The organism is Streptomyces sp. NPDC048623 (assembly GCF_040650755.1).
Classification (GTDB): domain Bacteria; phylum Actinomycetota; class Actinomycetes; order Streptomycetales; family Streptomycetaceae; genus Streptomyces.
In genome coordinates this window covers 418,813-445,531 of record NZ_JBEZHV010000002.1, presented here as the reverse complement: position 1 = coordinate 445,531, position 26,719 = coordinate 418,813, and the positions used below count along the sequence as shown (strand labels likewise).

Below are 26,719 nucleotides of genomic sequence, written 5' to 3'. Positions count from 1 at the left end.
GTCGGTAATCATCGCTACGGTGGTCGCGGTGAAAGATCGAAAGGCCGAACGGCGAGACGAGTCGCAGAAGGCGGGGGACCGGGTGAACGGCGGACGGTGGAGGCGTGTGTGGCGGCGGGGGCGCTGGTGGGTCCTCGGACTCGTCCTGGTGCTCGTCGTGCCGGTGCTTGTCGCGGGTACGGCGCTGCGCCTGAACTACACGGGGGAGGTGCGCGAGGACGCGAAGACCCGCGGCAAGGACGCGATATGGCTCGGGCACGCCTGGGTGGACGGCCGGAAGAAGGACGCCGACGTCACCGCCTTCGCCGCCCGGATCAAGGGCACGGGCATCCGTGACCTGTACGTCCACGCCGGACCGCTGGAACACGACGGCACTCTGCCGGCCGCCCGCCACCCCCGGGCCCGCTGGCTCGTCGACGCCGTCCACCGCACGATGCCCGGCATACGGGTGCACGCCTGGCTGGGCGACATCCTGGCCACCGAGGGCCCCGACGGGCTGCGTCTGGAGGACGCCGGGACGCGGGCCGCCGTGGTGGCCTCGGCCCGGCAGGTCCTCGACGCCGGCTTCGAGGGCGTCCACTTCGACCTGGAGCCGCTGCACTCCGACGACCCCGACTACCTCTCCCTCCTCGACGACCTCGGCGCCCTCACCCGCCCCCGCAAGGCCCCGCTGTCCGTCGCCGCCCACCAGATAGACCCGCTCCCGGCCGCGCACACGGTCCTCGGCGCGGTCTCGTCCAACGGCAGCGAGAAGTGGTGGTCCCAGGAGTTCTTCGGCCAGGTCGCCCGCCGGGTCGACCAGATAGCCGTCATGTCCTACGACACCTGGATGCCCCTGGAGGGCCTCTACGGCGGTTACGTCGCCCAGCAGACCGCCCTCGCCCTGGAGGTCACCCCCGAGGACACCGACCTGCTCATGGGGCTCCCCTTCTTCCACGAGGACGACCTGGGCCACCACGAGTCGGCGGAGACGGTCGCGGCCGCCACCCGCGGAGTCCGCCTGGGCCTGGGCCGCACGGACGCGGGACGGGAGCGGTTCGGCGTCGCCCTGTACGTCGACTTCGCGGCGGAGGACCGCGACTGGCAGTCCTACCGCGAGGGCTGGGGCGAGACGCGGTAGCGGGGCGCGGGGCCTTCTCGGCCTTGCGGTGCTGGGCCCTGCGGCGCTCGGGCCCCTACGGGGCGTGGCGGTCGCGGGCTCCCAGGCCCTCGTCGTCGCTGTCGGTCCACTTCTGGGAGTCGTACGGGGTGTCGGGGATCGTCACCATGTTCTCGGTGCGGCCCCCGGACCGCGCGGTGGGCGTGCCCCGCTCCTTGTCGACGCGGTGCTCCAGCTCCTCGACCGTGCGTTCCAGGTCCTGCAGGCGGCGCCTGACGGCCGCCAGGTCGTCCTGAACGGACATGGTTGCCCTCACTTCCGCGAGCGACTTCCGCCGGTTTCCGGAGCGCCCCGGCGGCCGGGCGGTTGGGCCGCACGAGTGGGCTTTGCCCGCGGTGCCGCCGTGTCGCCGTCACCGGATCCACTCCGTCCTTTTCAGTGTATGAGCAATAGGTGTGATCATCTCCAAATGGCATAAAACTGGACGAAGGGGTACAAGTCATGTCCCAAGTCGGCGCCCCTCGCGGAAGGACATGCTCCAGGAGCCCCCGCTCCCGCACGCTCCGCTCCGTCGCCTCCCTCGGCAGTGCGGTCCTCGCCCTCGCCGTGCTCGCCGGATGCAGCTCCGGTGACAGCGGTGACGAGCCGCCCGCCGCCGCCCAGGACAACGCGCCGGCCGCGCGTGACAGGGTCGCCGACGGCGGGACCGTGCGCTGGGCGGTCGACGCACTGCCCACCACGCTCAACGCCTTCCAGGCCGACGCCGACGCCGCCACCGCCCGCATCGCCGGGGCCGTGCTGCCCGCGCTGCACACCCTCGACGAGCGCGGCCGGCCGCAGCTGAACCCCGACTTCCTGGAGTCCGCGCAGGTCGTCGAGACCGAGCCCAAGCAGGTCGTCCTCTACAAACTCAACCAGCAGGCGGTGTGGAGCAACGGCCGCGAGATCGGCGCCCCCGACTTCGTCGCCCAGTGGCGCGCGCTCAGCGGCCGCGACACCGCCTACTGGACCGCCCGCAACGCCGGGTACGAGCGGATCGAGAAGATCGAGCGCGGCAAGAACGACCTGGAGGTGCGGGTCACCTTCGCCAAGCCGTACGCCGACTGGCGGGCGCTCTTCACCCCGCTCTACCCCAAGGAGGTGATGGGCACCCCGAACACCTTCAACGACGGCGCCCGCACCGCCCTCACGGCCACGGCGGGGCCGTTCGTCCTCAAGACGGTCGACCGGAAGACCGGCAGCGTCACCCTCGCCCGCAACCCGCGCTGGTGGGGCCAGGCCGCCAAGCTGGACAGCCTCGTCCTCACCGCGGTGCCCCGCGCCGACCGGGCCGCCGCGCTCGCCGCCGGCAAGCTGGACCTCGCCGAGATCGACCGGTCCGCCGCCGAGCGGATCGCGCTCGCGGTACGGGACGCCCGGGCCGGCCGCAACGGCGCCGAGGCCGCGGTCGCCCACGGCCCCGGCGCCGGGATCACCCCGGCCGCCGCCCTCAGGTCCTGGGCCCTCGCGAACGGCTCCGACGAGGAGAAGGCCGAGGAGGTGCGGGCCGCCCGCGAGAAGAACCAGCAGGCCGTCGCCGCGTACGCCACCCAGCAGGACGGCCTGGCGAAGTTCGTCGTCCGCAAGTCCCTGGAGCCCGCCTACACCCAGCTCTCCCTGAACGGGGAGTCCGGGCCGCTCGCCGACGAGCGGGTACGCCGAGCGGTGGCCCGCGCGATCAACCGGCAGGAGCTCGCCGAAACGGTCCTCAAGCCGCTCGGCCTCCCGGCCCGCCCGCCGGGCAGCCACCTGGCGCTCGCCGGGCAGGCCGCCTACGCCGACAGCAGCGACGCGCTCGGCGACCAGGACACCAAGGAGGCGCGGGCGCTGCTCGCCGACGCCGGCTGGGTGCCGGGCGGGGCCCTGAAGAAGCCCGCGGACACGGCGGGCACGAAGGCGGGCAGCGAGGCGGCGAAGAAGGAAGCCGCGGAGAAGGCCGCCGGTGAGAAGGCGACGGACGCCGAGAAGAAGACGGCCGAGGAGAAGAAGGCCGCGGAAGCGAAGAAGGCGGCCGACGAGAAGGCGCGCGCCAAGAACCCGGACGCCGTCTCCGACGAGGGCCTCTACATCGTCGGCGACGACAAGCCGGGCGAGAGCCGGACCAGCCCGCTGATCGGGGCGGGCGGGCCGGAGAACGGCACCAACATCCTCGCGCCCGCCCCCGTCGCCGCCTTCCAGGGCGCCGCCCTGCTCCGCCAGGCCGAGTCCCTCGACACCGGCACCGGCGCCACCGGGGCCCAGGCGCAGGGCCGGCTCAAGGCCCGGCCGGCCAAGCCGGTGGCCGGTGCCTACGCGCCCAAGGGCTCCGCCGCCCCGGCGGCCCCGGCCGCGGCCGACTCCGCCGCCGCGCGGGCGCTCGGCAAGGACGGCAAGCCGCTCAGCCTGCGCTTCGTCCTGCCGTCCGGGCCGGGCTCGGATTCGCTGCGGGCGGTGGGCGACCGGATCGTCCGGATGCTCGACGCGGTGGGGATCCGTACCGAGGTGACGAAGGTCTCGGACGAGAGTTTCTTCAAGGACCACATCGCCTCGGGCGACTACGACCTCGCCCTCTACTCCTGGCCCGCCACCGCCTTCCCGGCGACCGACGCCCGGCCGATCTACGCCAAGCCGGAGCCCGCCTCCGACGGCTCGCTCCTGGTCGAGCAGAACTACGCCCGGGTCGGCACCGACCGTATCGACCAGCTCTTCGACCAGGCGGCGGCCACCCTCGACGAGGAGGAGGCCCGTGACCTGGTCCGCCAGGCCGACGCCCGGATCTGGGCCGCGGCCGGCTCCATCCCGCTCTACCAGCGCCCGCAGCTGGTCGCGGCCAAGCCGGAGCTGGTGAACGCCGGCGCCTGGGGCTTCGCCGCCCCGCGCTACCAGGACATCGGCTACAAGAAGCCGGAGTCCGCGAACGGCGGCGAACGCAACAGGCACTAGCCGCCGCCCTCGGGCCCGGCCGGGCAGCCGCCCCGGCCGGGCCCGCCCCCTGCCCACGGCCCGAGGCCTGTCCAGGCACCCGTCCAGGCACCCGTCCGGGCACACGTACGGACCAGTCCGGGAGACGCGGGTCACGGGCCCGCAAAACGCCCCATTACCCGAAAGTAGCCGAAACTCCAAGTCGCAAGCTCAGAAGCAGCTCAAGTTCCTTGCCCGCCGGTGCAGTCGGCGGGCACGATCGCATCGGCCCCTTGACCCGGCCCGCACGAACGCACCACCCTCCCCACACCCTGAAACCTCTCAGTAGACCCTCTCGGATCGATCCGGGGAAGCCCCTTGCACGGCAGCCCCGTACCATAGGACATAGCCGTGGCGCGTCCGCCCGGCGGGCGTAAGAGGAACTGACGCCGATTCCCACGATCCGAGAGAAGCGCAAGCCACCCATGCCCACGCGCCACGACATCCGTAACGTCGCCATCGTCGCCCACGTCGACCACGGCAAGACGACCATCGTCGACGCCATGCTCAAGCAGGCCGGTGCCTTCGCCGCCCACCAGCAGGTCGACGACCGAGTCATGGACTCGAACGACCTGGAGCGTGAGAAGGGCATCACGATCCTCGCCAAGAACACGGCGGTGAAGTACCACCCGAAGGACGGCGGGGCCCCGATCACGATCAACATCATCGACACCCCCGGCCACGCCGACTTCGGTGGCGAGGTCGAGCGCGGTCTGTCGATGGTCGACGCCGTCGTCCTCCTGGTCGACGCCTCCGAGGGCCCGCTCCCGCAGACCCGCTTCGTGCTGCGCAAGGCCCTCCAGCAGCGTCTGCCCGTCATCCTCTGCATCAACAAGACGGACCGCCCGGACTCCCGGATCGACGAGGTCGTCAACGAGACCTACGACCTCTTCCTGGACCTGGACGCCGACGAGGACCAGATCGAGTTCCCGATCGTCTACGCCTGCGGCCGCGACGGCATCGCCTCGCTGACCAAGCCGGCCGACGGCACGGTCCCGCAGGACTCCGACAACCTGGAGCCCTTCTTCTCCACCATCCTGGAGCACGTCCCGGCCCCGGCCTACGACGAGGAGGCGCCGCTCCAGGCCCACGTCACCAACCTCGACGCCGACAACTTCCTCGGCCGTATCGCGCTGCTCCGCGTCGAGCAGGGCGAGCTGCGCAAGGGCCAGACGGTCGCGTGGATCAAGCGGGACGGCACGATCTCCAACGTCCGCATCACCGAGCTGATGATGACCGAGGCGCTCACCCGCAAGCCCGCCGAGGTCGCCGGCCCCGGTGACATCTGCGCCGTCGCCGGTATCCCCGACATCATGATCGGCGAGACCCTGGCCGACCCGGAGAACCCGATCGCGCTGCCGCTGATCACGGTCGACCAGCCGGCCATCTCCATGACCATCGGCACCAACACCTCGCCGCTCGTCGGCCGCGGTGGCACCGGCAAGGGCGCCGACGCCAAGTCGGCCGTGAAGGACCGCAAGGTCACCGCCCGCCAGGTGAAGGACCGCCTGGACCGCGAGCTGATCGGTAACGTCTCGCTCCGCGTCCTCGACACCGAGCGCCCGGACGCCTGGGAGGTCCAGGGCCGTGGTGAGCTCGCGCTCGCCATCCTGGTCGAGCAGATGCGCCGCGAGGGCTTCGAGCTCACCATCGGCAAGCCGCAGGTCGTCACCAAGGAGGTCGACGGCAAGGTCCACGAGCCCGTCGAGCGCCTCACGGTCGACGTGCCCGAGGAGCACATGGGCGCCGTCACCCAGCTCATGGGTGTCCGCAAGGGCCGCATGGACAACATGTCGAACCACGGCTCCGGCTGGGTCCGCATGGAGTTCGTCGTTCCGTCCCGTGGCCTCATCGGCTTCCGTACGGAGTTCCTCACCAACACCCGCGGTACGGGCATCGCCCACTCGATCCACGAGGGCCACGAGCCGTGGTTCGGCACGCTGACGACCCGTAACAACGGTTCGCTGGTCGCCGACCGCGCCGGTGCGGTCACCGCCTTCGCGATGACCAACCTCCAGGAGCGCGGCGTCCTGTTCACCGACCCCGGCACCGAGGTGTACGAGGGCATGATCGTCGGCGAGAACTCGCGCTCCGACGACATGGACGTGAACATCACCAAGGAGAAGAAGCTCACCAACATGCGCTCCTCCTCCGCCGACTCCTTCGAGGCGATCGTCCCGCCGCGCAAGCTCTCCCTGGAGCAGTCGCTGGAGTTCTGCCGCGACGACGAGTGCGTCGAGGTGACCCCGGAGGCCGTCCGCATCCGCAAGGTCGTCCTGGACCAGAAGGAGCGCGGCCGCTCCGCCTCGCGCGCCAAGAACGGCTGACACGCCGAGAACGGCTGATCGGCTCTCCCAGCTGAAGATCACCTTCAGGGCCCGGCCCCCCGTACCACGTGCGGGGGGCCGGGCCCTTCCGCGACGCTACGTCGACTTCTCGTCAACCTCGTTTCAGAACGGCGCCGTCCGGTTATCGGTCGTCGCTCTCCGGAACGTGTGTTAACGGTCCGTTTCGTCGGTGTCTGTCTGTGCTCGCTTTGTCCGGATTTCGGTCTTCACGACCCTGGCGATGTTGTCAAACCGAGACCACTTAAGTGTGGTTTACAGCCCGGTCGTACTTAATAGTTGGCTCCATTGAGCTCGGGTCAATGGGTCACGCACTGTGGGGAGTGCCGACTCACGAGCACACTCGGGGTACGAGGGTGAAACGCCGTCAGGGGTGTCGGCGAACCTCCGGAGTACCCCACTTGTTGTGACAAAGTGGACTCATGAGGAGGAACCCATGCGCGGTGCCAAGAGCGCCAAGTGGGTAGCGGGCGCGATCGTTGTCGCCCTGGCAGCGACCGCCTGTGGCGGGGGCAAGAGCGACTCGGGCAAGGGTGCCGCCGGCGCCGTCGACCCGAACGGCATCTTCTCCATCGAGCTCGGTGAGCCGGAGAAGCCGCTGTACACCGGTGACACGATGGAGTCCAACGGCTCCGCGGTCATGGCCGGTCTGTTCTCCACCCTGGTGGACTACAAGGCCGACGGCTCCCTGGAGATGATCAACGCCGAGTCGGTCACCACGACGGACTCGAAGACCTGGACCGTCAAGCTCAAGTCGGGCTGGACCTTCCACGACGGCACCCCGGTCACCTCCAAGTCCTTCGTGGACGCGTGGAACTGGAACGCCAACGTCAAGAACGCCCAGGGCCTCGCGTCCTGGTTCGCGGACATCAAGGGCTTCGACAAGGTCCACCCCGACGCCGAGGGTGCCAAGCCGACCGCGGACAAGCTCGAGGGTCTGAAGATCGTCGACGACAACACGTTCACGATCGAGCTCAACACCGCGGTTCCGTACTTCGCGCACAAGCTCGCCTACATCGTCTTCGCCCCGCTCCCGGAGTCCTTCTACAAGGACACCACCGCCGCGGGTCAGAAGCCGGTCGGCAACGGTCCCTACAAGTTCAAGAGCTGGGACCACAAGAAGCAGATCGAGATCACCCGCTTCGACGGCTACAAGGGCCCGAACAAGGCGAAGAACGGCGGTGTGGTCTTCAAGAACTACACCACCCTCGAGGCCGCGTACGAGGACCTGAAGTCGGGCAACGTCGACGTCCTGCGTCAGATCGCCCCGAAGGACCTCCCGGTCTACCGCCAGGACCTCGGCGACCGCGCCGTGGACCAGCCGTACTCCGCGATCCAGACCATCGCCGTCGCCTTCTACGCCGACCAGTGGAAGAAGCCGAAGCAGGTCGACCCGAAGGTCATCCAGGGTCTGTCCATGGCGATCGACCGTGCCACCATCACCAAGACGGTGCTGAACGGCACGCGTGAGCCCGCGACCGGCTGGGTCGCCAAGGGTGTGCTCGGCTACCAGCCGAACGCGCTCGAGATCACCAAGTTCGACCCGGCCAAGGCCAAGGAGCTCATCAAGGCCGGCGGCGGTGTCCCGAACAACAAGATCTCCATCCAGTACAACGCCGATGGTGGTCACAAGGAGTGGGTGGAGGCCGTCTGCAACTCCATCCAGCAGTCGACCGGCGTCCAGTGCGTCGGCGACGGCAAGCCGGACTTCCAGGCCGACCTGACCGCTCGTAAGACGCAGCAGGTCAAGTCCCTGTACCGCTCCGGCTGGGTGCTCGACTACCCGGTGAACGCCAACTTCATCTCGGACCTGTTCCGTACGGGTGCGGGCGGCAACCAGGGCGGCTTCTCCAACAAGGAGCTGGACGCCAAGATCGCGGCCGCCGACTCGGCCAAGACGCTCGACGAGTCGGTCAAGGCGTACCAGGCCATCGAGAAGGACCTGGTCAACTACATGCCGTCGATCCCGCTCTGGTACTACAAGGTCAACGCGGGCTACTCGGAGAAGGTCTCCGGCGTCGCTTACGGCCAGGACGGTGACCCGATCCTGACCGGCGTCGAGGTCAAGAAGTAATCCCAAGCGTAGTCCGCAAGCCAGCTCACGGAGTTGACGGATCGTCAACTCCGTGAGCCGGTGCCTTACGCAGTGGCTGGGGGGCCCTTCCACGACTTCGTCATGCCCGGAAACGGGCATGTCGTCGGGGGAGGGCCGTTCGGCTGCGGCCGTCACATCTCAACGGAGGCATGATGGGGCGCTATGTCGCACGACGACTGCTCCAGATGATCCCGGTCTTCTTCGGGACAACCCTGCTGATCTTCGCCATGGTTCACGCCCTGCCCGGTGACCCCGTGCTGGCGATGTTCGGAGACAAGGGCGCGGATCCCGCCACCCTTGCCGCGAAGCGCCATGAACTCGGTCTCGACAAGCCGGAGTGGCTTCAGTACCTGCTCTACATGCGGGACATGCTCCTGCACGCGGACTTCGGCAAGCAGATCCGCAACGGGATGCCGGTCACCGATGTCCTGGGTGACGCGTTCCCCATCACGCTCCAGCTGGCCGCGCTGGCCTTCGTGTTCGAGCTGGTCTTCGGCATCGGTCTGGGCATCATCGGTGGTCTCAGGGCGGGCCGGCTCGCCGACAACGCGATCCTGATCTTCACCCTGCTGATCATCTCGATCCCGGTCTTCGTGCTCGGCTTCATCATCAAGATGGTCTTCGCCTTCAACCTGGGCTGGATCGAACCGAACGTCAGCACCGAACCCGTGCTGGGCGAGATGATCGCGCCCGCCATCGTGCTCGGCGGTCTCTCCCTCGCGTACGTGGCGCGTCTGACCCGTACGTCCATGGCGGAGAACCTGCGCGCCGACTACATGCGCACCGCCATCGCCAAGGGCCTGCCGAAGCGCCGCATCATCGGCGTGCACCTGATGCGCAACTCGATGATCCCCGTGGTCACCCTGCTCGGCACCGACATCGGCGCCCTCATGGGCGGCGCCGTCGTCACCGAGAGCATCTTCAACATCCACGGCATCGGCGGCACCATCGCCGAGTCGATCTCGCGCCGTGAGAGCTCGACCCTGGTCGGCCTCGTCACGATCCTGGTGATCGTCTACCTCGTCACCAGCCTGCTCATCGACCTGCTGTACGCGGTCCTGGACCCGAGGATCCGTTATGCCTGACGTGACCAAGACCGCCGCCACCGCCGTCGAGGACGCCGTCGCACCCCCCTCGGTGACGGACACCGCGGCTCCCGCGAAGGCCGAGAAGGGCCGCTCCCTGTGGGGCGACGCCTGGGCCGACCTGCGCCGCAACCCGTACTTCATCGTGTCGTCCGTGCTGATCGTGCTGCTGCTCGTGATCTCGGGCTTCCCGAGCATGTTCACCAGCGCCTCGCCGACCGCCGGTGACCTGGTCCACCACTTCCTGAGCAAGCCCGAACTGGGCAGCGTCGGCTCTCCGGAGTGGCTGGGCTACGACCAGCAGGGCCGTTCCGTCTACGCCCGACTGATCTACGGCACCCGCGCCTCGGTCATCGTCGGCATCTCCGTCACCCTGATCGTCACCCTCGTCGGTGGCGTGATGGGCATGCTCGCCGGCTACTTCGGCGGCGTCTGGGACGCGGTCCTCTCCCGGATCACCGACGTCTTCTTCGGCATCCCGTTCCTGCTCGGCGCCATGGTCGTCCTGCAGTCCTTCACCGAGCGCACCATCTGGGTCGTCGTCTTCGCCCTGGCGTTCCTCGGCTGGACCCAGATCACCCGCGTCATGCGCGGTGCCGTGATCACGGTCAAGCAGGCCGACTACGTGCACGCCGCGAAGGCGCTCGGCGCCGGCACCACCCGGATCCTGATCCGGCACATCCTGCCGAACGCCATGGCTCCGGTGATCGTCGTCGCGACCATCGCGCTCGGCGGCTACATCTCCGCCGAGGCGACCCTTTCCTACCTCGGCCTCGGCCTCTCGGCCCCCACCGTCTCGTGGGGTGTCGACGTCTCCGCCGGTGTCGCACAGATCCGAGTGGCCCCGCACGTCCTGCTGTGGCCCTCGATCATGCTGAGCATCACTGTCCTGGCGTTCATCATGCTCGGCGAAGCTGTCCGCAACGCCCTCGACCCCAAGCTGCGCTGAGGAGGGCGTAAAACGTGAGCACCATCTCCAAGACCACGAGCGTCCCCGCTCCGCGCGACGGCGGCCACACCGGTCCGCTGCTCGAAGTCCGTGACCTGCACGTCGAGTTCCACACCCGTGACGGTGTGGCCAAGGCGGTCAACGGTGTCAACTACTCGGTCGACGCCGGTGAGACCCTCGCCGTGCTCGGCGAGTCCGGCTCCGGCAAGTCCGTCACCGCGCAGGCCATCATGGGCATCCTCGACATGCCCCCCGGCAAGATCCCGCAGGGCGAGATCCTGTTCCGCGGCCAGGACATGCTCAAGATGTCCAACGAGGAGCGCCGGAAGATCCGCGGCCGCAAGATCGCGATGATCTTCCAGGACGCGCTGTCCTCCCTGAACCCGGTCCTCACCGTCGGCTACCAGCTCGGCGAGATGTTCCGGGTGCACCACGGCCTGTCCAAGAAGGACGCCAGGACCAAGGCCATCGAGCTGATGGACAAGGTCAAGATCCCGGCCGCCAAGGCCCGGGTCGGCGACTACCCCCACCAGTTCTCCGGCGGTATGCGTCAGCGCATCATGATCGCCATGGCGCTGGCCCTGGAGCCGGACCTGATCATCGCCGACGAGCCGACCACGGCCCTCGACGTGACCGTCCAGGCCCAGGTCATGGACCTGCTCGCGGAGCTCCAGCGCGAGTACAACATGGGTCTGATCCTGATCACCCACGACCTCGGCGTCGTCGCCGACGTCGCGGACAAGATCGCGGTCATGTACGCCGGCCGGATCGTCGAGCAGGCGCCGGTGCACGAGCTGTACAAGCGCCCGGCCCACCCGTACACCCGGGGTCTGCTCGACTCGATCCCGCGCCTGGACCAGAAGGGCCAGGAGCTGTACGCGATCAAGGGTCTGCCGCCCAACCTGCTGAAGATCCCGTCGGGCTGCGCCTTCAACCCGCGCTGCCCCAAGGCCACCGACCTCTGCCACACCGAGGTCCCGGCCCTGGTGCCGGTCACCGAGCAGGACGGCGCGGAGCTGCCGGGCCGCAAGAGCGCCTGCCACTTCTGGAAGGAGACGATCCATGGCTGAGCTCAGCAAGAACGACAGGGCCGGGGCCGTGTCCGAGGAGGCGGCCGTGGCCGCGATCGAGGCCCCCGTCGAGCGCGGTGAGCCGATCCTCCAGGTCCGCAACCTGCAGAAGCACTTCCCGCTGACCCAGGGCATCCTGTTCAAGAAGCAGGTCGGCGCGGTCAAGGCCGTGGACGGGGTCTCCTTCGACCTCTACCAGGGCGAGACCCTCGGCATCGTGGGCGAGTCCGGCTGTGGCAAGTCCACGGTCGCCAAGCTCCTGATGAACCTGGAGCGGGCCACCGCGGGCGAGGTGTTCTACAAGGGCCAGGACATCACCAGGCTGTCCGGCCGCGCCCTCAAGGCCGTGCGCCGCAACATCCAGATGGTGTTCCAGGACCCGTACACCTCGCTGAACCCGCGTATGACGGTCGGCGACATCATCGGCGAGCCCTTCGACATCCACCCCGAGGTGGCCCCGAAGGGCGACCGGCGCCGCAAGGTGCAGGAGCTGCTCGACGTCGTCGGTCTGAACCCCGAGTACATCAACCGCTATCCGCACCAGTTCTCCGGCGGTCAGCGCCAGCGCATCGGCATCGCCCGCGGCCTCGCGCTCAACCCGGAGATCATCATCTGCGACGAGCCGGTCTCGGCCCTGGACGTGTCCGTCCAGGCGCAGGTCATCAACCTGATGGAGAAGTTGCAGGACGAGTTCAACCTCTCCTACATCTTCATCGCGCACGACCTGTCGATCGTCCGGCACATCTCGGACCGTGTCGGCGTGATGTACCTGGGCAAGATGGCCGAGATCGGTACGGACACCCAGATCTACGACCACCCGACCCACCCGTACACGCAGGCGCTGCTCTCCGCGGTGCCGGTGCCGGACCCCGACGCGCGCGAACACCGCGAGCGGATCATCCTCACCGGTGACGTGCCCTCGCCGGCCAACCCGCCGTCGGGCTGCCGCTTCCGCACCCGCTGCTGGAAGGCGCAGGACAAGTGCGCGACCGAGATGCCGGTCCTCGCGATCCCGGAGCGCTTCCGCGGCCTGGACACGCCGGCGGCGCACGAGTCCGCGTGCCACTTCGCCGAGGAGAAGGACGTCGTCGGCGCGAGCTGATGACGTAGCCAGAGGCCGGCGGCCCCCGGCGCACCCCCGCAAGAGGGTGCGCCGGGGGCCTTCGCGTATGCGCTTCCCGTATCCCGGCCCGTCATACGGACGCCGTAAAAATGCACCTTCCCGGCAAAGGGGTGATATTGGGGCCTAAGTAACAGTGAGGACATCATCGGGAGGCACTCCATGCGCGGAGCCACGCACGCCAAGTGGGCCGCTCTGGCCACCGCAGTCGCCCTCGCGGCGACCGCCTGCGGCGGTGGTGACGACGGCGGCGGCGGTGGCGCCGAAGGGATCGTCAGCTCCTCGTGGGGCGACCCGCAGAACCCGCTGGAGCCGGCCAACACCAACGAGGTGCAGGGCGGCAAGGTGCTGTCCATGATCTTCCGCGGGCTCAAGCAGTACGACCCGAAGACCGGCGCGGCCAACGACATGCTCGCCGAGAAGATCGAGACCACCGACTCGACCAACTTCACCATCACCGTCAAGGACGGCTGGACCTTCTCCAACGGCGAGAAGGTCACCGCCAAGTCCTTCGTGGACGCCTGGAACTACGGCGCGAACCTGAAGAACAACCAGCGCAACGCGTTCTTCTTCGGCCAGATCGAGGGCTACGACCAGGTCCACCCCGAGTCCGGGGAGCCCACGGCCCAGACCATGTCCGGCCTGAAGGTGACCGGCCCTCAGACCTTCACGGTCAAGCTGACCCAGAAGTTCTCCACCTGGCCCTCCACCCTCGGCTACGCGGCCTTCTCGCCGCTTCCCCAGGCCTTCTTCACCGACCACGCCGCCTGGGTCGCCAAGCCCGTCGGCAACGGCCCGTACACCATCCAGTCGTACGCCAAGGGCTCCCAGATGGAGCTGGTGAAGTGGGCCGACTACCCGGGCCCGGACAAGGCGCAGAACGGTGGCATCACCCTCAAGGTGTACACGGACAACAACACCGCCTACACCGACCTGACGGCCGGCAACCTCGACCTCGTCGACGACGTGCCCGCCTCCCAGCTGAAGAACGTCCAGGCCGACCTCGGCGACCGCTACATCAACCAGCCCGCCGGCATCATCCAGACCCTCGCCTTCCCCTTCTACGACCCGGCCTGGAACAAGCCGGGCCAGGAGAAGCTGCGCACCGGCCTGTCGATGGCCATCGACCGCGACCAGATCACCAAGACGATCTTCCAGAACACCCGCACCCCGGCCACCGACTGGACCTCCCCGGTGCTCGGCGAGGACGGCGGCTACAGCTCCACCCTCTGCGGCGACGCCTGCAAGTACAACGCGGCCGAGGCGAAGAAGCTGGTCGCCGAGGGCGGCGGCATCCCCGGCGGCACGATGAAGATCTCGTACAACGCCGACACCGGCTCCCACAAGGAGTGGGTGGACGCGGTCTGCAACTCCATCAACAAGGCCCTCGGCGACACCAAGGCCTGCGTCGGCAACCCCATCGGCACCTTCGCCGACTTCCGCAACCAGATCACCCAGTCCAAGATGCCGGGACCGTTCCGGGCCGGCTGGCAGATGGACTACCCGCTCATCCAGAACTTCCTCCAGCCGCTGTACTACACCGGCGCCTCGTCCAACGACGGCAAGTGGAGCAACGCCCAGTTCGACAAGCTGGTCGACCAGGCCAACGCGGAGACCGACCAGGCCAAGGCCGTCCAGACCTTCCAGCAGGCCGAGGAAGTGCTGCGGGACCAGATGGGCGCCATCCCGCTCTGGTACCAGAACGGCAGCGCCGGCTACTCGGAGCGCGTCTCCAACGTGACTCTGAACCCGTTCAGCGTGCCCGTCTACGAGCAGATCAAGGTCGACTGACGCCGTAGCAGGTCGGAAGGCGTACGGCCCGGCCGGCGGCACCCCCGCGCCGGGCCGTCCGCCTTCCCCCAACCCACCCGGAGCCCCTCATGGGTCGTTATGTGATCCGGCGTCTGCTGCAGATGATCCCGGTCTTCTTCGGCGCCACGCTGCTGATCTTCCTGATGGTGAACGTGATGGGCGACCCCATCGCCGGCCTCTGCGGCGACCGGGCCTGCGACCCGGCGACCGCCGAGCAGCTGCGCAAGGAGTTCGGCCTCGACAAGCCCGTCTGGCAGCAATACCTGACCTACATGGGCAACGTCTTCACCGGCGACTTCGGCACCGCCTTCAACGGGCAGCCCGTCACCGAACTGATGGCCAGCGCCTTCCCCGTCACCATCCGGCTCACCATCGTCGCCATCCTCTTCGAGATCATCATCGGCATCACCCTCGGCGTCGTCACCGGCCTCAAGCGCGGCCACCCCGTCGACACCTCGGTGCTGCTGCTCACCCTGGTCGTCCTCTCCATCCCGACCTTCGTCACCGGCCTGCTGCTCCAGCTGCTCCTCGGCGTCGAATGGGGCTGGATCAAACCGGCGGTCTCGCCCGAGGCGCCCTTCAACGAGCTCATCGTCCCGGGCCTCGTCCTCGCGTCCGTCTCGCTCGCGTACGTCACCCGGCTCACCCGCACCTCGATCGCCGAGAACAAGCGCGCCGACTACGTGCGTACCGCGGTCGCCAAGGGCCTGCCACGCCGCCGGGTGATCACCCGGCACCTGCTGCGCAACAGCCTCATCCCCGTGGTGACGTTCATCGGCGCCGACATCGGCGCGCTCATGGGCGGCGCCATCGTCACCGAACGGATCTTCAACATCCACGGCGTCGGTTACCAGCTCTACCAGGGCATCGTCCGCCAGAACACCCAGACCGTGGTCGGCTTCGTGACCGTCCTCGTCCTGGTGTTCCTGATCGCCAACCTCCTGGTCGACCTCCTGTACGCCGTCCTTGACCCGAGGATTCGCTATGCCTGAGCCCGAGCCGTTTGAGCCGCTTGAGTCGTACGGCGAGGAAGGACGCGCCGTGGCCTCGACCGGTGCCGGAGGCGCGGCCGACTACGGCACCGCCGAGGCCGAGACGCTGGAGCAGAACCCCGAGCCGCCCGAGGAGACCGACCCCGGCAGCGCGGGCCCCGGCCCCGAGCAGAAGGCCCGCTCGCTGTGGTCCGACGCCTGGCACGACCTGCGCCGCAACCCGGTCTTCATCATCTCCGCCCTCGTCATCCTCTTCCTGGTGATCATCTCCATCTGGCCGTCCCTCATCGCCTCCGGCGACCCCCTCGACTGCGACCTGGCCAAGGCCCAGGAAGGCTCCCAGCCCGGCCACCCCTTCGGCTTCAACGGCCAGGGCTGCGACGTCTACACCCGCACCGTCTACGGCGCCCGCACGTCCGTCACCGTCGGCGTCCTCGCCACCCTCGGCGTTGCGATCCTCGGCAGCATCCTCGGCGGCCTGGCCGGATTCTTCGGCGGCGGCTGGGACGGCCTCCTCTCCCGGATCACCGACGTCTTCTTCGCCATCCCCGTCGTCCTCGGCGGCCTGGTCTTCCTGTCCGTGGTCTCCAGCGCCACCGTCTGGCCCGTCATCGGCTTCATGGTGCTGCTCGGCTGGCCGCAGATCTCCCGTATCGCCCGCGGCTCCGTGATCACCGCCAAACAAAACGACTACGTGCAGGCCGCCCGGGCGCTCGGCGCCTCCAACTCCCGGATGCTGCTGCGCCACATCGCACCCAACGCCGTCGCCCCCGTGATCGTCGTCGCGACCATCGCGCTCGGCACCTACATCGCCCTGGAGGCGACCCTGTCGTACCTCGGCGTCGGCCTGAAGCCGCCGACCGTCTCCTGGGGCATCGACATCTCCTCGGCCTCGCAGTACATCCGCAACGCCCCGCACATGCTGCTCTGGCCGGCCGGCGCGCTCGCCATCACGGTGCTCGCCTTCATCATGCTCGGCGACGCGGTGCGCGACGCCCTCGACCCCAAGCTGAGGTAGGGCCCATGCTGCTCGAAGTGCGCGACCTGCACGTGGAGTTCCACACCCGCGACGGGGTGGCCAAGGCGGTCAACGGCGTCAACTACTCGGTCGACGCGGGGGAGACCCTGGCCGTGCTCGGCGAGTCCGGCTCCGGCAAGTCCGTCACCGCCCAGGCCGTCATGGGCATCCTCGACATGCCCCCCGGAAAGATCACCGGAGGGGAGATCCGCTTCCAGGGCCAGGACCTGCTCAAGCTCAAGGAGGACGAGCGGCGCAAGGTCCGCGGCGCCAAGATGGCGATGATCTTCCAGGACGCGCTGTCCTCCCTCAACCCCGTGCTCAGCGTCGGCGACCAGCTCGGCGAGATGTTCCAGGTCCACAAGGGCCTGTCGAAGAAGGACTCCCGGGCCAGGGCCGTCGAGCTGATGGACCGGGTCCGCATCCCCGCCGCCAAGGAACGCGTCGGCCAGTACCCGCACCAGTTCTCCGGCGGCATGCGCCAGCGCATCATGATCGCCATGGCGCTCGCCCTCGAACCCGAGCTGATCATCGCCGACGAGCCGACCACGGCCCTCGACGTCACCGTCCAGGCCCAGGTCATGGACCTGCTCGCGGAGCTCCAGCGCGAGCTCAACATGGGGCTCATCCTCATCACCCACGACCTCGGTGTGGTCGCCGACGTCGCCGACAAGATCGCCGTCATGTACGCGGGCCGCATCGTCGAACAGGCCCCCGTCCACGAGATCTACAAGGCGCCCGCCCACCCCTACACCCGCGGGCTGCTCGACTCGATCCCGCGCCTGGACCAGAAGGGCCAGGAGCTCTACGCGATCAAGGGCCTGCCGCCCAACCTCCTCGCCATCCCGCCCGGCTGCGCCTTCAACCCGCGCTGCCCGCTCGCCCGGGACCGGTGCCGCGTCGAGGAACCGCCGCTGTACGACGTCACCGAATCGCCCGTACCGCGCTCCAGCGCCTGCCACTACTGGAAGGAGTGCCTCCATGGCTGAGGCGATTCTCCAGGTCCGCGGTCTGCACAAGCACTACCCGCTGACCCAGGGCATCCTCTTCAAGAAGCAGGTCGGCGCGGTCAGGGCGGTCGACGGCGTCGACTTCGACCTCGCCGCCGGCGAGACCCTGGGCATCGTCGGCGAGTCCGGCTGCGGCAAGTCGACGGTCGCGAAGATGCTGGTCAACCTGGAGCGGCCGACCTCCGGCACCATCTCGTACAAGGGCGAGGACATCACCAAGATGTCCCCGCGCGCCCTCAAGGCCGTGCGCCGCAACATCCAGATGGTGTTCCAGGACCCGTACACCTCGCTCAACCCGCGCATGACGGTCGGCGACATCATCGGAGAGCCGTACGAGATCCACCCCGAGGTCGCGCCCAAGGGCGACCGGCGCCGCAAGGTGCAGGACCTGCTCGACGTCGTCGGCCTCAATCCCGAGTACATCAACCGCTATCCGCACCAGTTCTCCGGCGGTCAGCGCCAGCGCATCGGCATCGCCCGCGGCCTGGCCCTCCAGCCCGAGATCATCGTCGCCGACGAGCCGGTCTCGGCGCTCGACGTGTCCGTGCAGGCCCAGGTCGTCAACCTGCTCGACCGGTTGCAGAGCGAGTTCAAGCTGTCGTACGTCTTCATCGCGCACGACCTGTCGATCGTCCGGCACATCTCGGACCGGGTCGGCGTCATGTACCTGGGCCGGATCGTCGAGATCGGCACCGACGAGCAGATCTACGACCACCCCACCCACCCGTACACCCAGGCGCTGCTCTCCGCCGTGCCGGTGCCGGACCCCGACGCGCGCGAACACCGCGAACGGATCCTCCTCGCCGGCGACGTGCCCTCCCCGGCCAACATCCCCTCCGGCTGCCGCTTCCGCACCCGCTGCTGGAAGGCGCAGCTGCGCTGCGAGCAGGAGGTCCCGCTGCTCGCCGTCCCCGCCGTCTTCCGCCTCACGGACACCCCGGCGAAGCACGACTCGGCCTGCCACTTCGCGGAGGAGAAGCAGGTGGTGCCGCCGGAGGAGCCGGGCGAGGAGCCGCCGAAGGTGGGGGAGCCCCCCGAGGCGCCGCCGGAGGAGCCGCAGGGCCCCAAGAGCCTCTGACGCCTTAACAGCTCCGCAACACCGGTGAATCGGTTCCGATATACGGACGCGGGACGCTGATCGGTGTACGGCCGTGCGGGTGCCGTAGGCCGGCCGGGGCGGCGCACGCGGCGCCCCGGCCGGCCCCCGCTCGCCGCGCCCGCAAGGACCTCCGCGCCATCCCGACTTGACGCACACGCGGCCCGCATATGCGGAACCGCTTGTTTCGGCCGTTGGCGACCGTGAGTATCGGCCCCGTGACAGTGACACGAACGGCACGTCTCACCGGCGCCGCCCTGTGCGCCGCGCTCGCCCTCGTCACCCTCGTCTGGCTGCTGCGCGACCTCGCCACCTTCGGGCCGACCCCCGAACTGCTCTGGTTCTGGGCCGGCGACCACGGCTTCCGCCTCCACCCCGCCGCGGCCACCACCCTCGTCGACCCGCTGCTGCTCGCGGCCTACACGGTCACCGCGGGCGTCGCCCTGCGCTCCTCCCTCGCCGGGCCCGCGATGGCCGTCACCGGTCTCGGCACCCTCGCCCTGCGGCTGCCCGGGCTGTGGGCGTCCGGCGTCGAGGCGCTGGTCAGCACCATGATCGTGCTCGTCCTCGGTGCCGCACTCGTGGTCACTGCCGCGGCCGGGCGTGAGCCTGTCGGCCGCGAGCCCGCCGGCCGTGAGGCCGTCGGGCGCGAGCCCTTCGCCCGCCGGCCCTTCGCGCACGAGCCCGTCGGCGGAACCCCGGACGGCCCGAACGCCCCCTACGGACCGAACGCCCCCTACGGCGACGGCACCCCCGACCACGTCCGGACCCCCGACCACGTCCGGACCCCCGACCGCCCCCGCACCGGGCCCGCCGTCGCCGCCGGGATCCTGTGCCTGCTCGCCGGCCTCATGTGGGCGGGCTGGGAGGTGCGCTGGGCCACCCTGCTGCCGGTCGAGTACACCGTCGGCCGCTACACCGGCGGTGCCTCGCTCCTTCTCCCCGCCCTCGCCGTCCCGCCCGGCTGGCTGAACGCCGTGCTCGTCCTGCTGCTCCTCGCCGCCGCCGGCAGCGCCTTCGCACGGGCCGGGCACTCCCGCCCGCTCGGCCTGTTCGCCGGACTGCTGCTCGCGGGCGTCGGCGCGGCCGGCACGGCGGCCGCCCTGCGCCGCAACTGGCACACGTACGTGCCCGAGCGGGACCTCTACTCCGTCGCGTACGACATCGGCTGCGGCTTCGCGCTGCTCGCCGGGCTGCTCGTGCTCGCCCTGCTCGCCCGCCCGGGCCGCCGCCGTACCCCGTACCGCCCCGTCGCCGCCCTCCCGCCGGCCCCGCCCGCGCAGCGCCCGCCGGGCTGGTGATCAGCGAAGACCCAGAGACCTCCGCAGGAAGTCCACCTGAAGCAGCAGAAGGTTCTCCGCCACCTGCTCCTGCGGGGTCATGTGCGTGACACCCGACAGCGGCAGCACCTCGTGCGGGCGGCCCGCCGCGAGCAGGGCCGAGGACAGGCGCAGGGTATGGGCCATCACCACGTTGTCGTCGGCCAGACCGTGCACGAGCATCATCGGGCGGGCCGGCTCCCTCGGCTCGGTGAGACCGGCCTCGGAGAGCAGGGAGTTCGCCGCGTAGACGCCCGGCTTCTCCTCGGGCCCGCCGCCGAGATAGCGCTCGGTGTAATGGGTGTCGTAGAGCCGCCAGTCCGTCACCGGCGCGCCCACCACGGCCGCGTGGAACACGTCAGGGCGGCGCAGCGCGGCGAGGCCCGCCAGATAGCCGCCGAAGGACCAGCCGCGGATCGCGACCCGGCCGAGGTCCAGCGGGAAGCGCTCGGCGAGCGCGTGCAGCGCGTCGACCTGGTCGTCGAGGCTGAGCGTGAAGTCGCCGCTGATCGCCTTCTCCCAGGCGGGGGAACGGCCCGGGGTGCCGCGCCCGTCGGCGACGATCACCGCGAAGCCCTGCTCGGCGAACCAGCGGGACGTCAGATGCGGATTGTGGGCGGCGACCACCCGCTGTCCGTGCGGGCCGCCGTAGGGGTCGAGGAGGACCGGCAGCGGCCCGTCGCCCTCCCGCCAGGAGGAGGGCAGCAGCACGGCGCAGGGGATGCGCCGCTCGCCCGCCTCGACGAGCGTGACACCGGCGGAGAGCACGGGCCGCTGGGCGTACGAGACGACCTCGGCGAGCCGCTTGCCGTCCCGCAGCACGCGCACGGTGATGCCGGGCGCGTCCGGGCCGGCCGAGGACAGGACGGTGACCGCCCCGGACCCCGCCTCGGCCCTCGTGCCGGCCCCGGCCCCGGACCCCGTGGTGGCCCCGGCACCGGACCGTACCGCCGCGTGCACTCCGGGCGTCTCGGAGACCCGCTCCACACCCTGTTCACCCACCCGGTACACATGGATCTCACCGGTCTCCGGAGCACCGCCGTCCCCGGCCGCCTCACCCGTCGACGCCGAGATCAGGACATCTTCCGCGCCGACGTCGAGCACCGCCCGCACGTGCAGCCGCGCGTCCGTCAGGGCCCGGTCGCCGACCACGAGCACCCGCGCCCCGTCCCGGTCCGCGATCCGCACGAGCCGCCCGTCCGGCGTCCACGCCGGCACCCCGCTGAACAGGTCCAGCCACACCGGGTCCTCGTCCACCCGCAGGGTGTCCGTCGCCCCGGTCTCCGGATCGACCGTCAGATACGCCTGGCTCCGCTGGTCCCGCGCCTGTACGAGGAGCAGCGGCGCCCCCGCGGACGACCAGTGCACACGGGCCAGATACGGGAAGGAGGCCCGGTCCCACAAGACCTCGGTGCGATTTCCGGTCAGATCCACGACGAAGAGCCGGACGTCTGCGTTGGGCGTCCCCGCCGCCGGATACGCGACCGGCTGCGGCTCCCGCTCCGGGTGCGCCGGGTCCGCGATCCACCAGCGCCGTACGGGCGACTCGTCGACCCGGGCGACGAGCAGCCGGTCCGAGTCCGGCGCCCACCAGAAGCCACGGGACCGGTCCATCTCCTCCGAGGCCACGAACTCGGCCAGACCGTAGGTGACGCCATCCGCCCCCGGCTCCGGCTCGGCGAGCGCCCGGTCGCCGGTGCCGTCCGCCCCGGTCACCCGCAGCGCCCCGCCCGCCGCGTACGCCACCCAGCGCCCGTCCGGCGACGGCCTCGGGTCCACCACCGGCCCCGGCACCGGCAGCTCGCGCGCCGTGCCCGCCCTCAGCTCCGCCGCGAACAGACGCCCGGACAGCGCGAACGCGGCCAACTCCGCTGCCCCGTCGAGCGCGTAGCCCACGATCCCCGCCGAGCCCTCCCGGCTGCGCTCCCGCCGGGCCCGCTCCTCCGGCGACAACTCCTCGGCGGCGCCGCCCAGAAGCAGCTCCGGGTCGGCCGCGAGCCGCTCCACGGGGCCGTCCGGACCCTCCAGGTCCAGCACCCACAGCCGGTGCGAGCGGTCCGTGCCCGAGCCGGAGCGCAGGAACACCACCCGCGAACCATCCGGTGCGACACCGAAACCGCGCGGTGCGCCGAGCATGAAGCGCTGTGTGCGCGCGTACTGCCGGGGGAAGGAGACCTGCTCGTTCGACGAAGTCATGTGACCGAAACTAGCGTCCGTGCGCCCCCTCGTGCCTCCGTACACCGATCGATGCGATGGCACGGATAGTTATGATCCGTAGCGCTAGGTGGGTAGGCATCCATCGGGCACATGCCAACCGAACGTCCGACCGAAGAAGTGTGGAGGTGAACCGCCGTGGCACTCTCGATCTCGGTGGTGGTGCTGCTGGCGATCGTCGTCTTCCTGCTGATCCGGAAATCCGGACTCAAGGCCGGGCACGCGGCGATCTGCGCCCTGCTCGGCTTCTATCTGGCGAGCTCGTCCATCGCCCCGTCCATCAGCACCCTCACCACGAACGTGGCGAGCATGATCGGCGGCCTCAAGTTCTGACCTGCCGGTCTTTCCCCGGCCCCGCCTCGTAGGCGTCTCGTAGGGTGGGGCCATGACGGTTCTCCCTGCCCGTCGTCTGCTCCTGGTGCACGCGCACCCCGACGACGAGTCGATCAACAACGGCGCCACCATGGCCAGGTACGCGGCCGAGGGCGCCCTCGTCACCCTGGTGACCTGCACCCTGGGCGAGGAGGGCGAGGTCATCCCGCCCGAGCTCGCCCACCTCGCACCCGACCGGGAGGACCGGCTCGGGGACTTCCGCGTCGGTGAACTCGCCGCCGCGATGAAGGAGCTGGGCGTCACCGACCACCGGTTCCTCGGCGGCCCCGGCCGCTTCCGCGACTCCGGGATGATGGGCGCCGAGCAGAACCGCCGCCCCGGCGCCTTCTGGAACACCGAGGTCGACGCCGCCGCCCCGTCCCTCGTCGAGGTGATCCGCGAGACCCGCCCGCAGGTCCTCGTCACCTACGACCCCGACGGCGGCTACGGCCACCCCGACCACATCCAGGCCCACCGGGTCGCCATGCGCGCCGCCGAGCTCGCCGCCGACCCCGGCTACCGGCCCGAGCTCGGCCCCGCCCACGCCGTCGTCAAGATCTACTGGAACCGGGTGCCCAGGAGCGTCGCCGAGGCCGGCTTCGCCCGGCTCGCCGCCGAGGGCTCCGTCTTCCCTGCCGACGCCGTGATCGGCGACGTTCCCGGGGTCGTCGACGACACGCGCATCACCGCCGAGATCGCCGGCGAGGAGCCGTACCCGTACGCCGCCCGCAAGAGCGCCGCCATGGCCGCCCACGCCACCCAAGTCGCCGTCGACGGCCCCTTCTTCGCGCTCTCCAACAACCTCGCCCAGCCGATCTTCACCACCGAGTACTACGAGCTGGTGCACGGCACCTCCGGCGCCCCCGCGGGCACCCGCGAGACCGACCTCTTCGCGGGAGTCGAGGAAGCCGAGGGAGCCGCAGGATCCGAGGGATCCGCAGGATCCGAAGGAGTCGAGAGGGCCGCTGGAGCCGAGGAAGCCGAGGAAGCCGCGCGAGTGACGGAGGTGGACGCGCCGTGACCCCGCCCCGCAGCCGCGCCTCCGCCTCCGGGCCCGCCCCCCGCCCCGCCCCGCGCCCCGCGCCGGAGGCGGCGCCCGCCGCCCTCACACCGGCGGCCCGCTATGTCTGGTACGCGGTGCTCCTGGTCCTCGGGGCGCTCGTCGGCACCGCGGGATCCCTCGTCCAGGCCGCCTGGTTCCCCCTCGGCCTGCTGCTCACCCTGCTCGCCACCGCCGCCCTTTTCTTCGCCGCCCGGCGCGCCACCGGCAACCAGCTCGGCGTCGTCGCGGCCGGTGTCGGATGGCTTGTCACCATCATCCTGCTCAGTCTCGGACGCCCGGAAGGCGACGGTCTGTTCGGCGGCGGCATCGGCGAGATGGTCTTCCTGCTCGGAGGGATGGCGATCGCTGTGATCTCCGCCACGATGAGCCGGCCGGTCCGACCGGGCCCGTGAACACGCCGACTTGAGCCGACCTGAGCCGAGTTGACGCGAGAGTGTCTTGACTTCGGCCGTATTGCGTATAACCGATCACCGCCGGGTCGGGTGCGGAACGGCGGCGGCCAGTATGGTGGTGCGCGCCGCCGACCGCCCGGATCACCACGAGCATCAGCAAGAGCGGGCGGCGGAGCCAACCGGGAGATCCTGCTTTGAGTCGTGAAACTGGTCGAGAGACTGACAGTTCGTCCTCCGGCGCCCAGGGGCGCGGCGGGGCCGCGTACCCCTCGGGCACCCCGCCGTACGGAATGCGGGGCGGACAGGAGGCGGACCCGGAGAACGGGGCCGCCACCACGCCGCCCGAGGAGCCGAAGACCGAAACCACGCTGACCACCCGTATCCGGATCAACATCCCGGGTTCGCGTCCGATCCCGCCCGTGGTGGTCCGCAAGCCGGTCGGCGAGTCCGGCACGGCCGGCGCGGGTACCGGTGCCGGGGCAGGGGCAGGCGCCTCGGGTCCGGCCCCGTCCTCAGCGGCCGAGCCGCGCGCCGCCGCGCCCAGGCCCGCCCGCCCGGCACCCGCCCCGGCGCCCGCGCCCGCCCCTGCCCCCGCGCCCTCGCCCTCGCCCGAACCGGAGCCCGCCGCCCCGGCCGCCGCCGAGGAGAAGCCGACCAGCAGCTGGTTCGCGCCGCGCAAGCCGTCCGCGGCCACGCCGCCGCCCGCCGCCCCGGCCGCACCCACGACACCCGCCGCCCCCGCCCCGTCGGCACCCGCGCCCTCGGCCCCGGCCAAGCCCGGCTTCGCGGGCTCCGCCGGCGACGGCGTCCCGTCCGCGGGCAGCACCACCCAGAGCATGCCGGTGGTCACCCCGCTGACCGGTGGCCCGGCACCCACCCCGGCCGGCGGCACGCCGATGTACGACGGACCCGTCCCCGGCGACGGACCCGCCACCGGCAACCCCCTCTACGGCAACCCGCTGTACGACAACGGCCCCGGCCACACCCCGGCCGCCGGCACGCCCGTCGTCGACGCCGCCGCCCCCGCCCTGCCCCCCGCCGGGCCGACCACCGGCCCGGTCACCGGCAGCAGCCCGGTCGTCGGCCCGGGTGTGCCGCCCCGCGGCCCCGGGGCGCGCCGGCCCATGGCGCCGCGGATGTCCGACGACACCGCGATCCTCACGCCGCAGGCCCCCGCGTCCGTCCCGCCCGGCGGCCCCGCCGGAGGCGAGCCGGGTCACGTGTCCGGCGCGACGCTCAGCAGCGGCATGCCGGTCGTCCCGCAGGCCGGGCCCGACCTGGCCCCGCGCATCCCGGGCCGCGCCGACTTCGAGGAGCCGGCCGCCCCGAGGCCGCCGGCCCCGAAGCCGGCTCCGAAGCCCGCGCCCGCGCCCGCCAAGAAGGGCCGCTCCAAGCTGGTCCTGGCCGGCGTCGGCGTGGTGGGCCTGGCGGGTGTCGCGTACGGCGCGGGCCTGCTCCTCAACCACTCCGAGGTCCCGAAGGGCACCACGGTCCTCGGCGTCGATATCGGCGGCGGTACGAAGGAGGAGGCCGTCGCCAAGCTGGAGGCGTCCCTGGGCAAGCGCGCCCACGCCCCGCTCCAGCTCACCATCGGCGGCAAGAAGGCCGAACTGGCCCCGGACAAGGCGGGCCTCGCCCTGGACGCCCAGGCGACCGTGCGCGCCGCCGCGGGCAGCGACTACAACCCGGTCTCGGTCATCGGCTCCCTCTTCGGCGGTACGCGCGAGGCGAACCCGGTCTTCCCGGTCGACAACGAGAAGCTGGCCGTCGCCCTCACCGACCTGGCCGGCGCCTCCGGCTCGGTCACCGAGGGCACCATCGTCTTCGCCCCGAACAAGGTCACCGCGATCGAGGGCAAGGCGGGCAAGGGCCTGGACGTCCAGCGCTCGATGATCTCGGTCAAGGACGCGTACCGCTCCCAGGTCGAGACCGGCCACCCCAACAACGTCGAGCTCCCCGTCGTCAGCCGCCAGCCGACGGTCACCAAGGACGAGCTGGACCGGGCGATGGAGGAGTTCGCGCAGCCCGCGATGTCCGACAAGATCACCATCAAGGCGGGCGCGAAGTCGATCGACTTCGGCCCGGCCCGTTCCCTGCCGAAGATCCTCTCCATGAAGGCCGTCGACGGCCGCCTGGTCGAGGTCTACAACAAGCAGGCGATCACCGAACTCCTCGACGGCGTCTTCGACGGCGTCATGATCACCAAGGCCGACGGCACCAAGCACCAGGTGAGCGCGGACGACGTGGCTTTCGTGATGCGGGACGCGCTGCGGGGCAAGACGAAGGCGGACCGGACGAAGACGATCGACCTGTCGGGCAACGGCTGACGGTCGTCGACTCGCGTGCGAGCAGCCCCCACCCGCAGCCGCGGATGGGGGCTGTTCCGTGGCGTCAGACCAGGACGGGAACCACGGCGTCACCGCCGGACACGACATTCAGGTAAGCCTGGACGTCATTCGGATCCGATGTGGCGATGGCCGCCGCCCCGAGTCGCGTGGCGGTGAGCGCCACGAGCCCGTCCACGGGATCGGGCCGCTTCTTCGGGGACAGAGCGACCTTCCCGATCCGGCCGCCCCGTTCCGCGCGGGTCTTGGGCCCTGGGGGGCGGCCGCACCAGAAGTTCATCAGGCCGTTCGCCCCCAGGGCCCGAAGCCAGAGGCCAACGCCGAGCCACCGGCGGTAGGTTGCG

General features: G+C 70.5%; 21 protein-coding genes. 18 read left to right on the top strand and 3 right to left on the bottom strand.

From position 1 onward, the window contains the following. Positions 1 to 82 precede the first annotated feature (82 nt). Positions 83 to 1,120, top strand: a complete 1,038-nt coding sequence (locus tag AB0C73_RS05060) for a hypothetical protein (RefSeq protein ID WP_362524752.1) — start codon at positions 83 to 85, stop codon at positions 1,118 to 1,120. 55 nt (positions 1,121 to 1,175) lie between these two features. On the opposite strand, the gene AB0C73_RS05055 is transcribed toward AB0C73_RS05060, so the two are convergent. Continuing rightward, positions 1,176 to 1,403 carry a hypothetical protein gene (locus AB0C73_RS05055; protein WP_362524662.1) on the bottom strand — a complete coding sequence of 76 codons (228 nt, stop codon included), beginning with the start codon at positions 1,401 to 1,403 and terminating at the stop codon, positions 1,176 to 1,178. A 197-nt stretch (positions 1,404 to 1,600) separates the two neighbouring features. Between AB0C73_RS05055 and AB0C73_RS05050 the strand changes: the two genes are divergently transcribed. The 13 genes from AB0C73_RS05050 to AB0C73_RS04990 all read left to right on the top strand — a co-directional run bounded on the left by AB0C73_RS05050 (position 1,601) and on the right by AB0C73_RS04990 (position 19,971). Next, the gene (locus AB0C73_RS05050; RefSeq protein WP_362524661.1) at positions 1,601 to 4,060 is read left to right on the top strand and encodes an ABC transporter family substrate-binding protein; all 2,460 of its coding nucleotides are present in this window, start codon (positions 1,601 to 1,603) and stop codon (positions 4,058 to 4,060) included. A gap of 443 nt (positions 4,061 to 4,503) precedes the next feature. Then, positions 4,504 to 6,405 carry a translational GTPase TypA gene (gene typA, locus AB0C73_RS05045; protein ID WP_362524659.1) on the top strand — a complete coding sequence of 634 codons (1,902 nt, stop codon included), beginning with the start codon at positions 4,504 to 4,506 and terminating at the stop codon, positions 6,403 to 6,405. 454 nt (positions 6,406 to 6,859) lie between these two features. Beyond that, positions 6,860 to 8,497 carry an ABC transporter substrate-binding protein gene (locus AB0C73_RS05040; protein ID WP_362524657.1) on the top strand — a complete coding sequence of 546 codons (1,638 nt, stop codon included), beginning with the start codon at positions 6,860 to 6,862 and terminating at the stop codon, positions 8,495 to 8,497. Between the two features lie 173 nt (positions 8,498 to 8,670). After that, positions 8,671 to 9,603, top strand: coding sequence for an ABC transporter permease (locus tag AB0C73_RS05035; RefSeq protein ID WP_362524751.1), 933 nt, complete (start codon positions 8,671 to 8,673; stop codon positions 9,601 to 9,603). Further along, positions 9,596 to 10,552 (top strand): ABC transporter permease, encoded by a 957-nt coding sequence (locus tag AB0C73_RS05030; protein ID WP_362524655.1) that lies wholly within the window; start codon positions 9,596 to 9,598, stop codon positions 10,550 to 10,552. Before AB0C73_RS05035 ends, AB0C73_RS05030 begins: the two co-directional genes overlap by 8 nt. Before the next feature lie 14 nt (positions 10,553 to 10,566). After that, positions 10,567 to 11,622 (top strand): ABC transporter ATP-binding protein, encoded by a 1,056-nt coding sequence (locus AB0C73_RS05025; protein ID WP_362524653.1) that lies wholly within the window; start codon positions 10,567 to 10,569, stop codon positions 11,620 to 11,622. Beyond that, positions 11,615 to 12,724: a dipeptide ABC transporter ATP-binding protein gene (locus AB0C73_RS05020; protein ID WP_362524651.1), complete on the top strand. Its 1,110-nt coding sequence runs from the start codon at positions 11,615 to 11,617 to the stop codon at positions 12,722 to 12,724. The genes AB0C73_RS05025 and AB0C73_RS05020 overlap by 8 nt, the downstream gene beginning before the upstream one ends. Before the next feature lie 180 nt (positions 12,725 to 12,904). Beyond that, positions 12,905 to 14,533, top strand: coding sequence for an ABC transporter substrate-binding protein (locus AB0C73_RS05015; protein WP_362524649.1), 1,629 nt, complete (start codon positions 12,905 to 12,907; stop codon positions 14,531 to 14,533). An 89-nt stretch (positions 14,534 to 14,622) separates the two neighbouring features. After that, entirely contained in the window at positions 14,623 to 15,546 is a 924-nt protein-coding gene (locus AB0C73_RS05010) for an ABC transporter permease (protein ID WP_362524647.1), read from the top strand. Continuing rightward, a complete protein-coding gene (locus AB0C73_RS05005) occupies positions 15,539 to 16,564 on the top strand; it encodes an ABC transporter permease (RefSeq protein WP_362524645.1) in 1,026 nt (341 codons plus the stop codon). The genes AB0C73_RS05010 and AB0C73_RS05005 overlap by 8 nt, the downstream gene beginning before the upstream one ends. Positions 16,565 to 16,569: 5 nt before the next feature. Then, positions 16,570 to 17,553 (top strand): ABC transporter ATP-binding protein, encoded by a 984-nt coding sequence (locus AB0C73_RS05000; protein ID WP_362524643.1) that lies wholly within the window; start codon positions 16,570 to 16,572, stop codon positions 17,551 to 17,553. Beyond that, positions 17,546 to 18,652, top strand: coding sequence for a dipeptide ABC transporter ATP-binding protein (locus AB0C73_RS04995; RefSeq protein ID WP_362524641.1), 1,107 nt, complete (start codon positions 17,546 to 17,548; stop codon positions 18,650 to 18,652). The genes AB0C73_RS05000 and AB0C73_RS04995 overlap by 8 nt, the downstream gene beginning before the upstream one ends. Before the next feature lie 236 nt (positions 18,653 to 18,888). Then, entirely contained in the window at positions 18,889 to 19,971 is a 1,083-nt protein-coding gene (locus AB0C73_RS04990; protein ID WP_362524639.1) for a hypothetical protein, read from the top strand. On the opposite strand, the gene AB0C73_RS04985 is transcribed toward AB0C73_RS04990, so the two are convergent. Continuing rightward, complete coding sequence (locus AB0C73_RS04985) at positions 19,972 to 22,185, bottom strand: alpha/beta fold hydrolase (protein ID WP_362524638.1); 2,214 nt, start codon at positions 22,183 to 22,185, stop codon at positions 19,972 to 19,974. A gap of 156 nt (positions 22,186 to 22,341) precedes the next feature. Between AB0C73_RS04985 and AB0C73_RS04980 the strand changes: the two genes are divergently transcribed. The 4 genes from AB0C73_RS04980 to AB0C73_RS04965 all read left to right on the top strand — a co-directional run bounded on the left by AB0C73_RS04980 (position 22,342) and on the right by AB0C73_RS04965 (position 26,357). Further along, positions 22,342 to 22,536: a hypothetical protein gene (locus tag AB0C73_RS04980; RefSeq protein ID WP_046911704.1), complete on the top strand. Its 195-nt coding sequence runs from the start codon at positions 22,342 to 22,344 to the stop codon at positions 22,534 to 22,536. Positions 22,537 to 22,588: 52 nt separating this feature from the next. Further along, positions 22,589 to 23,596 (top strand): N-acetyl-1-D-myo-inositol-2-amino-2-deoxy-alpha-D-glucopyranoside deacetylase, encoded by a 1,008-nt coding sequence (gene mshB, locus AB0C73_RS04975; RefSeq protein ID WP_362524635.1) that lies wholly within the window; start codon positions 22,589 to 22,591, stop codon positions 23,594 to 23,596. Continuing rightward, on the top strand, positions 23,593 to 24,030 hold the full coding sequence (locus AB0C73_RS04970; protein WP_362524633.1) for a DUF6113 family protein: 438 nt from the start codon (positions 23,593 to 23,595) through the stop codon (positions 24,028 to 24,030). The genes mshB and AB0C73_RS04970 overlap by 4 nt, the downstream gene beginning before the upstream one ends. A 290-nt stretch (positions 24,031 to 24,320) precedes the next feature. Next, entirely contained in the window at positions 24,321 to 26,357 is a 2,037-nt protein-coding gene (locus AB0C73_RS04965; RefSeq protein WP_362524631.1) for a hypothetical protein, read from the top strand. A 64-nt stretch (positions 26,358 to 26,421) separates the two neighbouring features. Here AB0C73_RS04965 and AB0C73_RS04960 read toward each other — a convergent pair whose 3' ends face one another. After that, positions 26,422 to 26,553, bottom strand: a complete 132-nt coding sequence (locus AB0C73_RS04960) for a hypothetical protein (RefSeq protein ID WP_362524630.1) — start codon at positions 26,551 to 26,553, stop codon at positions 26,422 to 26,424. Positions 26,554 to 26,719: the final 166 nt, after the last annotated feature.

Coding starts and splice junctions, on each gene's coding strand:
- AB0C73_RS05055 (WP_362524662.1), bottom strand. CDS start 1,403: ATGTCCGTTCAGGACGACCTGGCGGCCGTCAGGCGCCGCCTGCAGGAC.
- AB0C73_RS05050 (WP_362524661.1), top strand. CDS start 1,601: ATGTCCCAAGTCGGCGCCCCTCGCGGAAGGACATGCTCCAGGAGCCCC.
- typA (WP_362524659.1), top strand. CDS start 4,504: ATGCCCACGCGCCACGACATCCGTAACGTCGCCATCGTCGCCCACGTC.
- AB0C73_RS05040 (WP_362524657.1), top strand. CDS start 6,860: ATGCGCGGTGCCAAGAGCGCCAAGTGGGTAGCGGGCGCGATCGTTGTC.
- AB0C73_RS05035 (WP_362524751.1), top strand. CDS start 8,671: ATGGGGCGCTATGTCGCACGACGACTGCTCCAGATGATCCCGGTCTTC.
- AB0C73_RS05030 (WP_362524655.1), top strand. CDS start 9,596: ATGCCTGACGTGACCAAGACCGCCGCCACCGCCGTCGAGGACGCCGTC.
- AB0C73_RS05020 (WP_362524651.1), top strand. CDS start 11,615: ATGGCTGAGCTCAGCAAGAACGACAGGGCCGGGGCCGTGTCCGAGGAG.
- AB0C73_RS05015 (WP_362524649.1), top strand. CDS start 12,905: ATGCGCGGAGCCACGCACGCCAAGTGGGCCGCTCTGGCCACCGCAGTC.
- AB0C73_RS05010 (WP_362524647.1), top strand. CDS start 14,623: ATGGGTCGTTATGTGATCCGGCGTCTGCTGCAGATGATCCCGGTCTTC.
- AB0C73_RS05005 (WP_362524645.1), top strand. CDS start 15,539: ATGCCTGAGCCCGAGCCGTTTGAGCCGCTTGAGTCGTACGGCGAGGAA.
- AB0C73_RS05000 (WP_362524643.1), top strand. CDS start 16,570: ATGCTGCTCGAAGTGCGCGACCTGCACGTGGAGTTCCACACCCGCGAC.
- AB0C73_RS04995 (WP_362524641.1), top strand. CDS start 17,546: ATGGCTGAGGCGATTCTCCAGGTCCGCGGTCTGCACAAGCACTACCCG.
- AB0C73_RS04985 (WP_362524638.1), bottom strand. CDS start 22,185: ATGACTTCGTCGAACGAGCAGGTCTCCTTCCCCCGGCAGTACGCGCGC.
- mshB (WP_362524635.1), top strand. CDS start 22,589: ATGACGGTTCTCCCTGCCCGTCGTCTGCTCCTGGTGCACGCGCACCCC.
- AB0C73_RS04965 (WP_362524631.1), top strand. CDS start 24,321: ATGCGGGGCGGACAGGAGGCGGACCCGGAGAACGGGGCCGCCACCACG.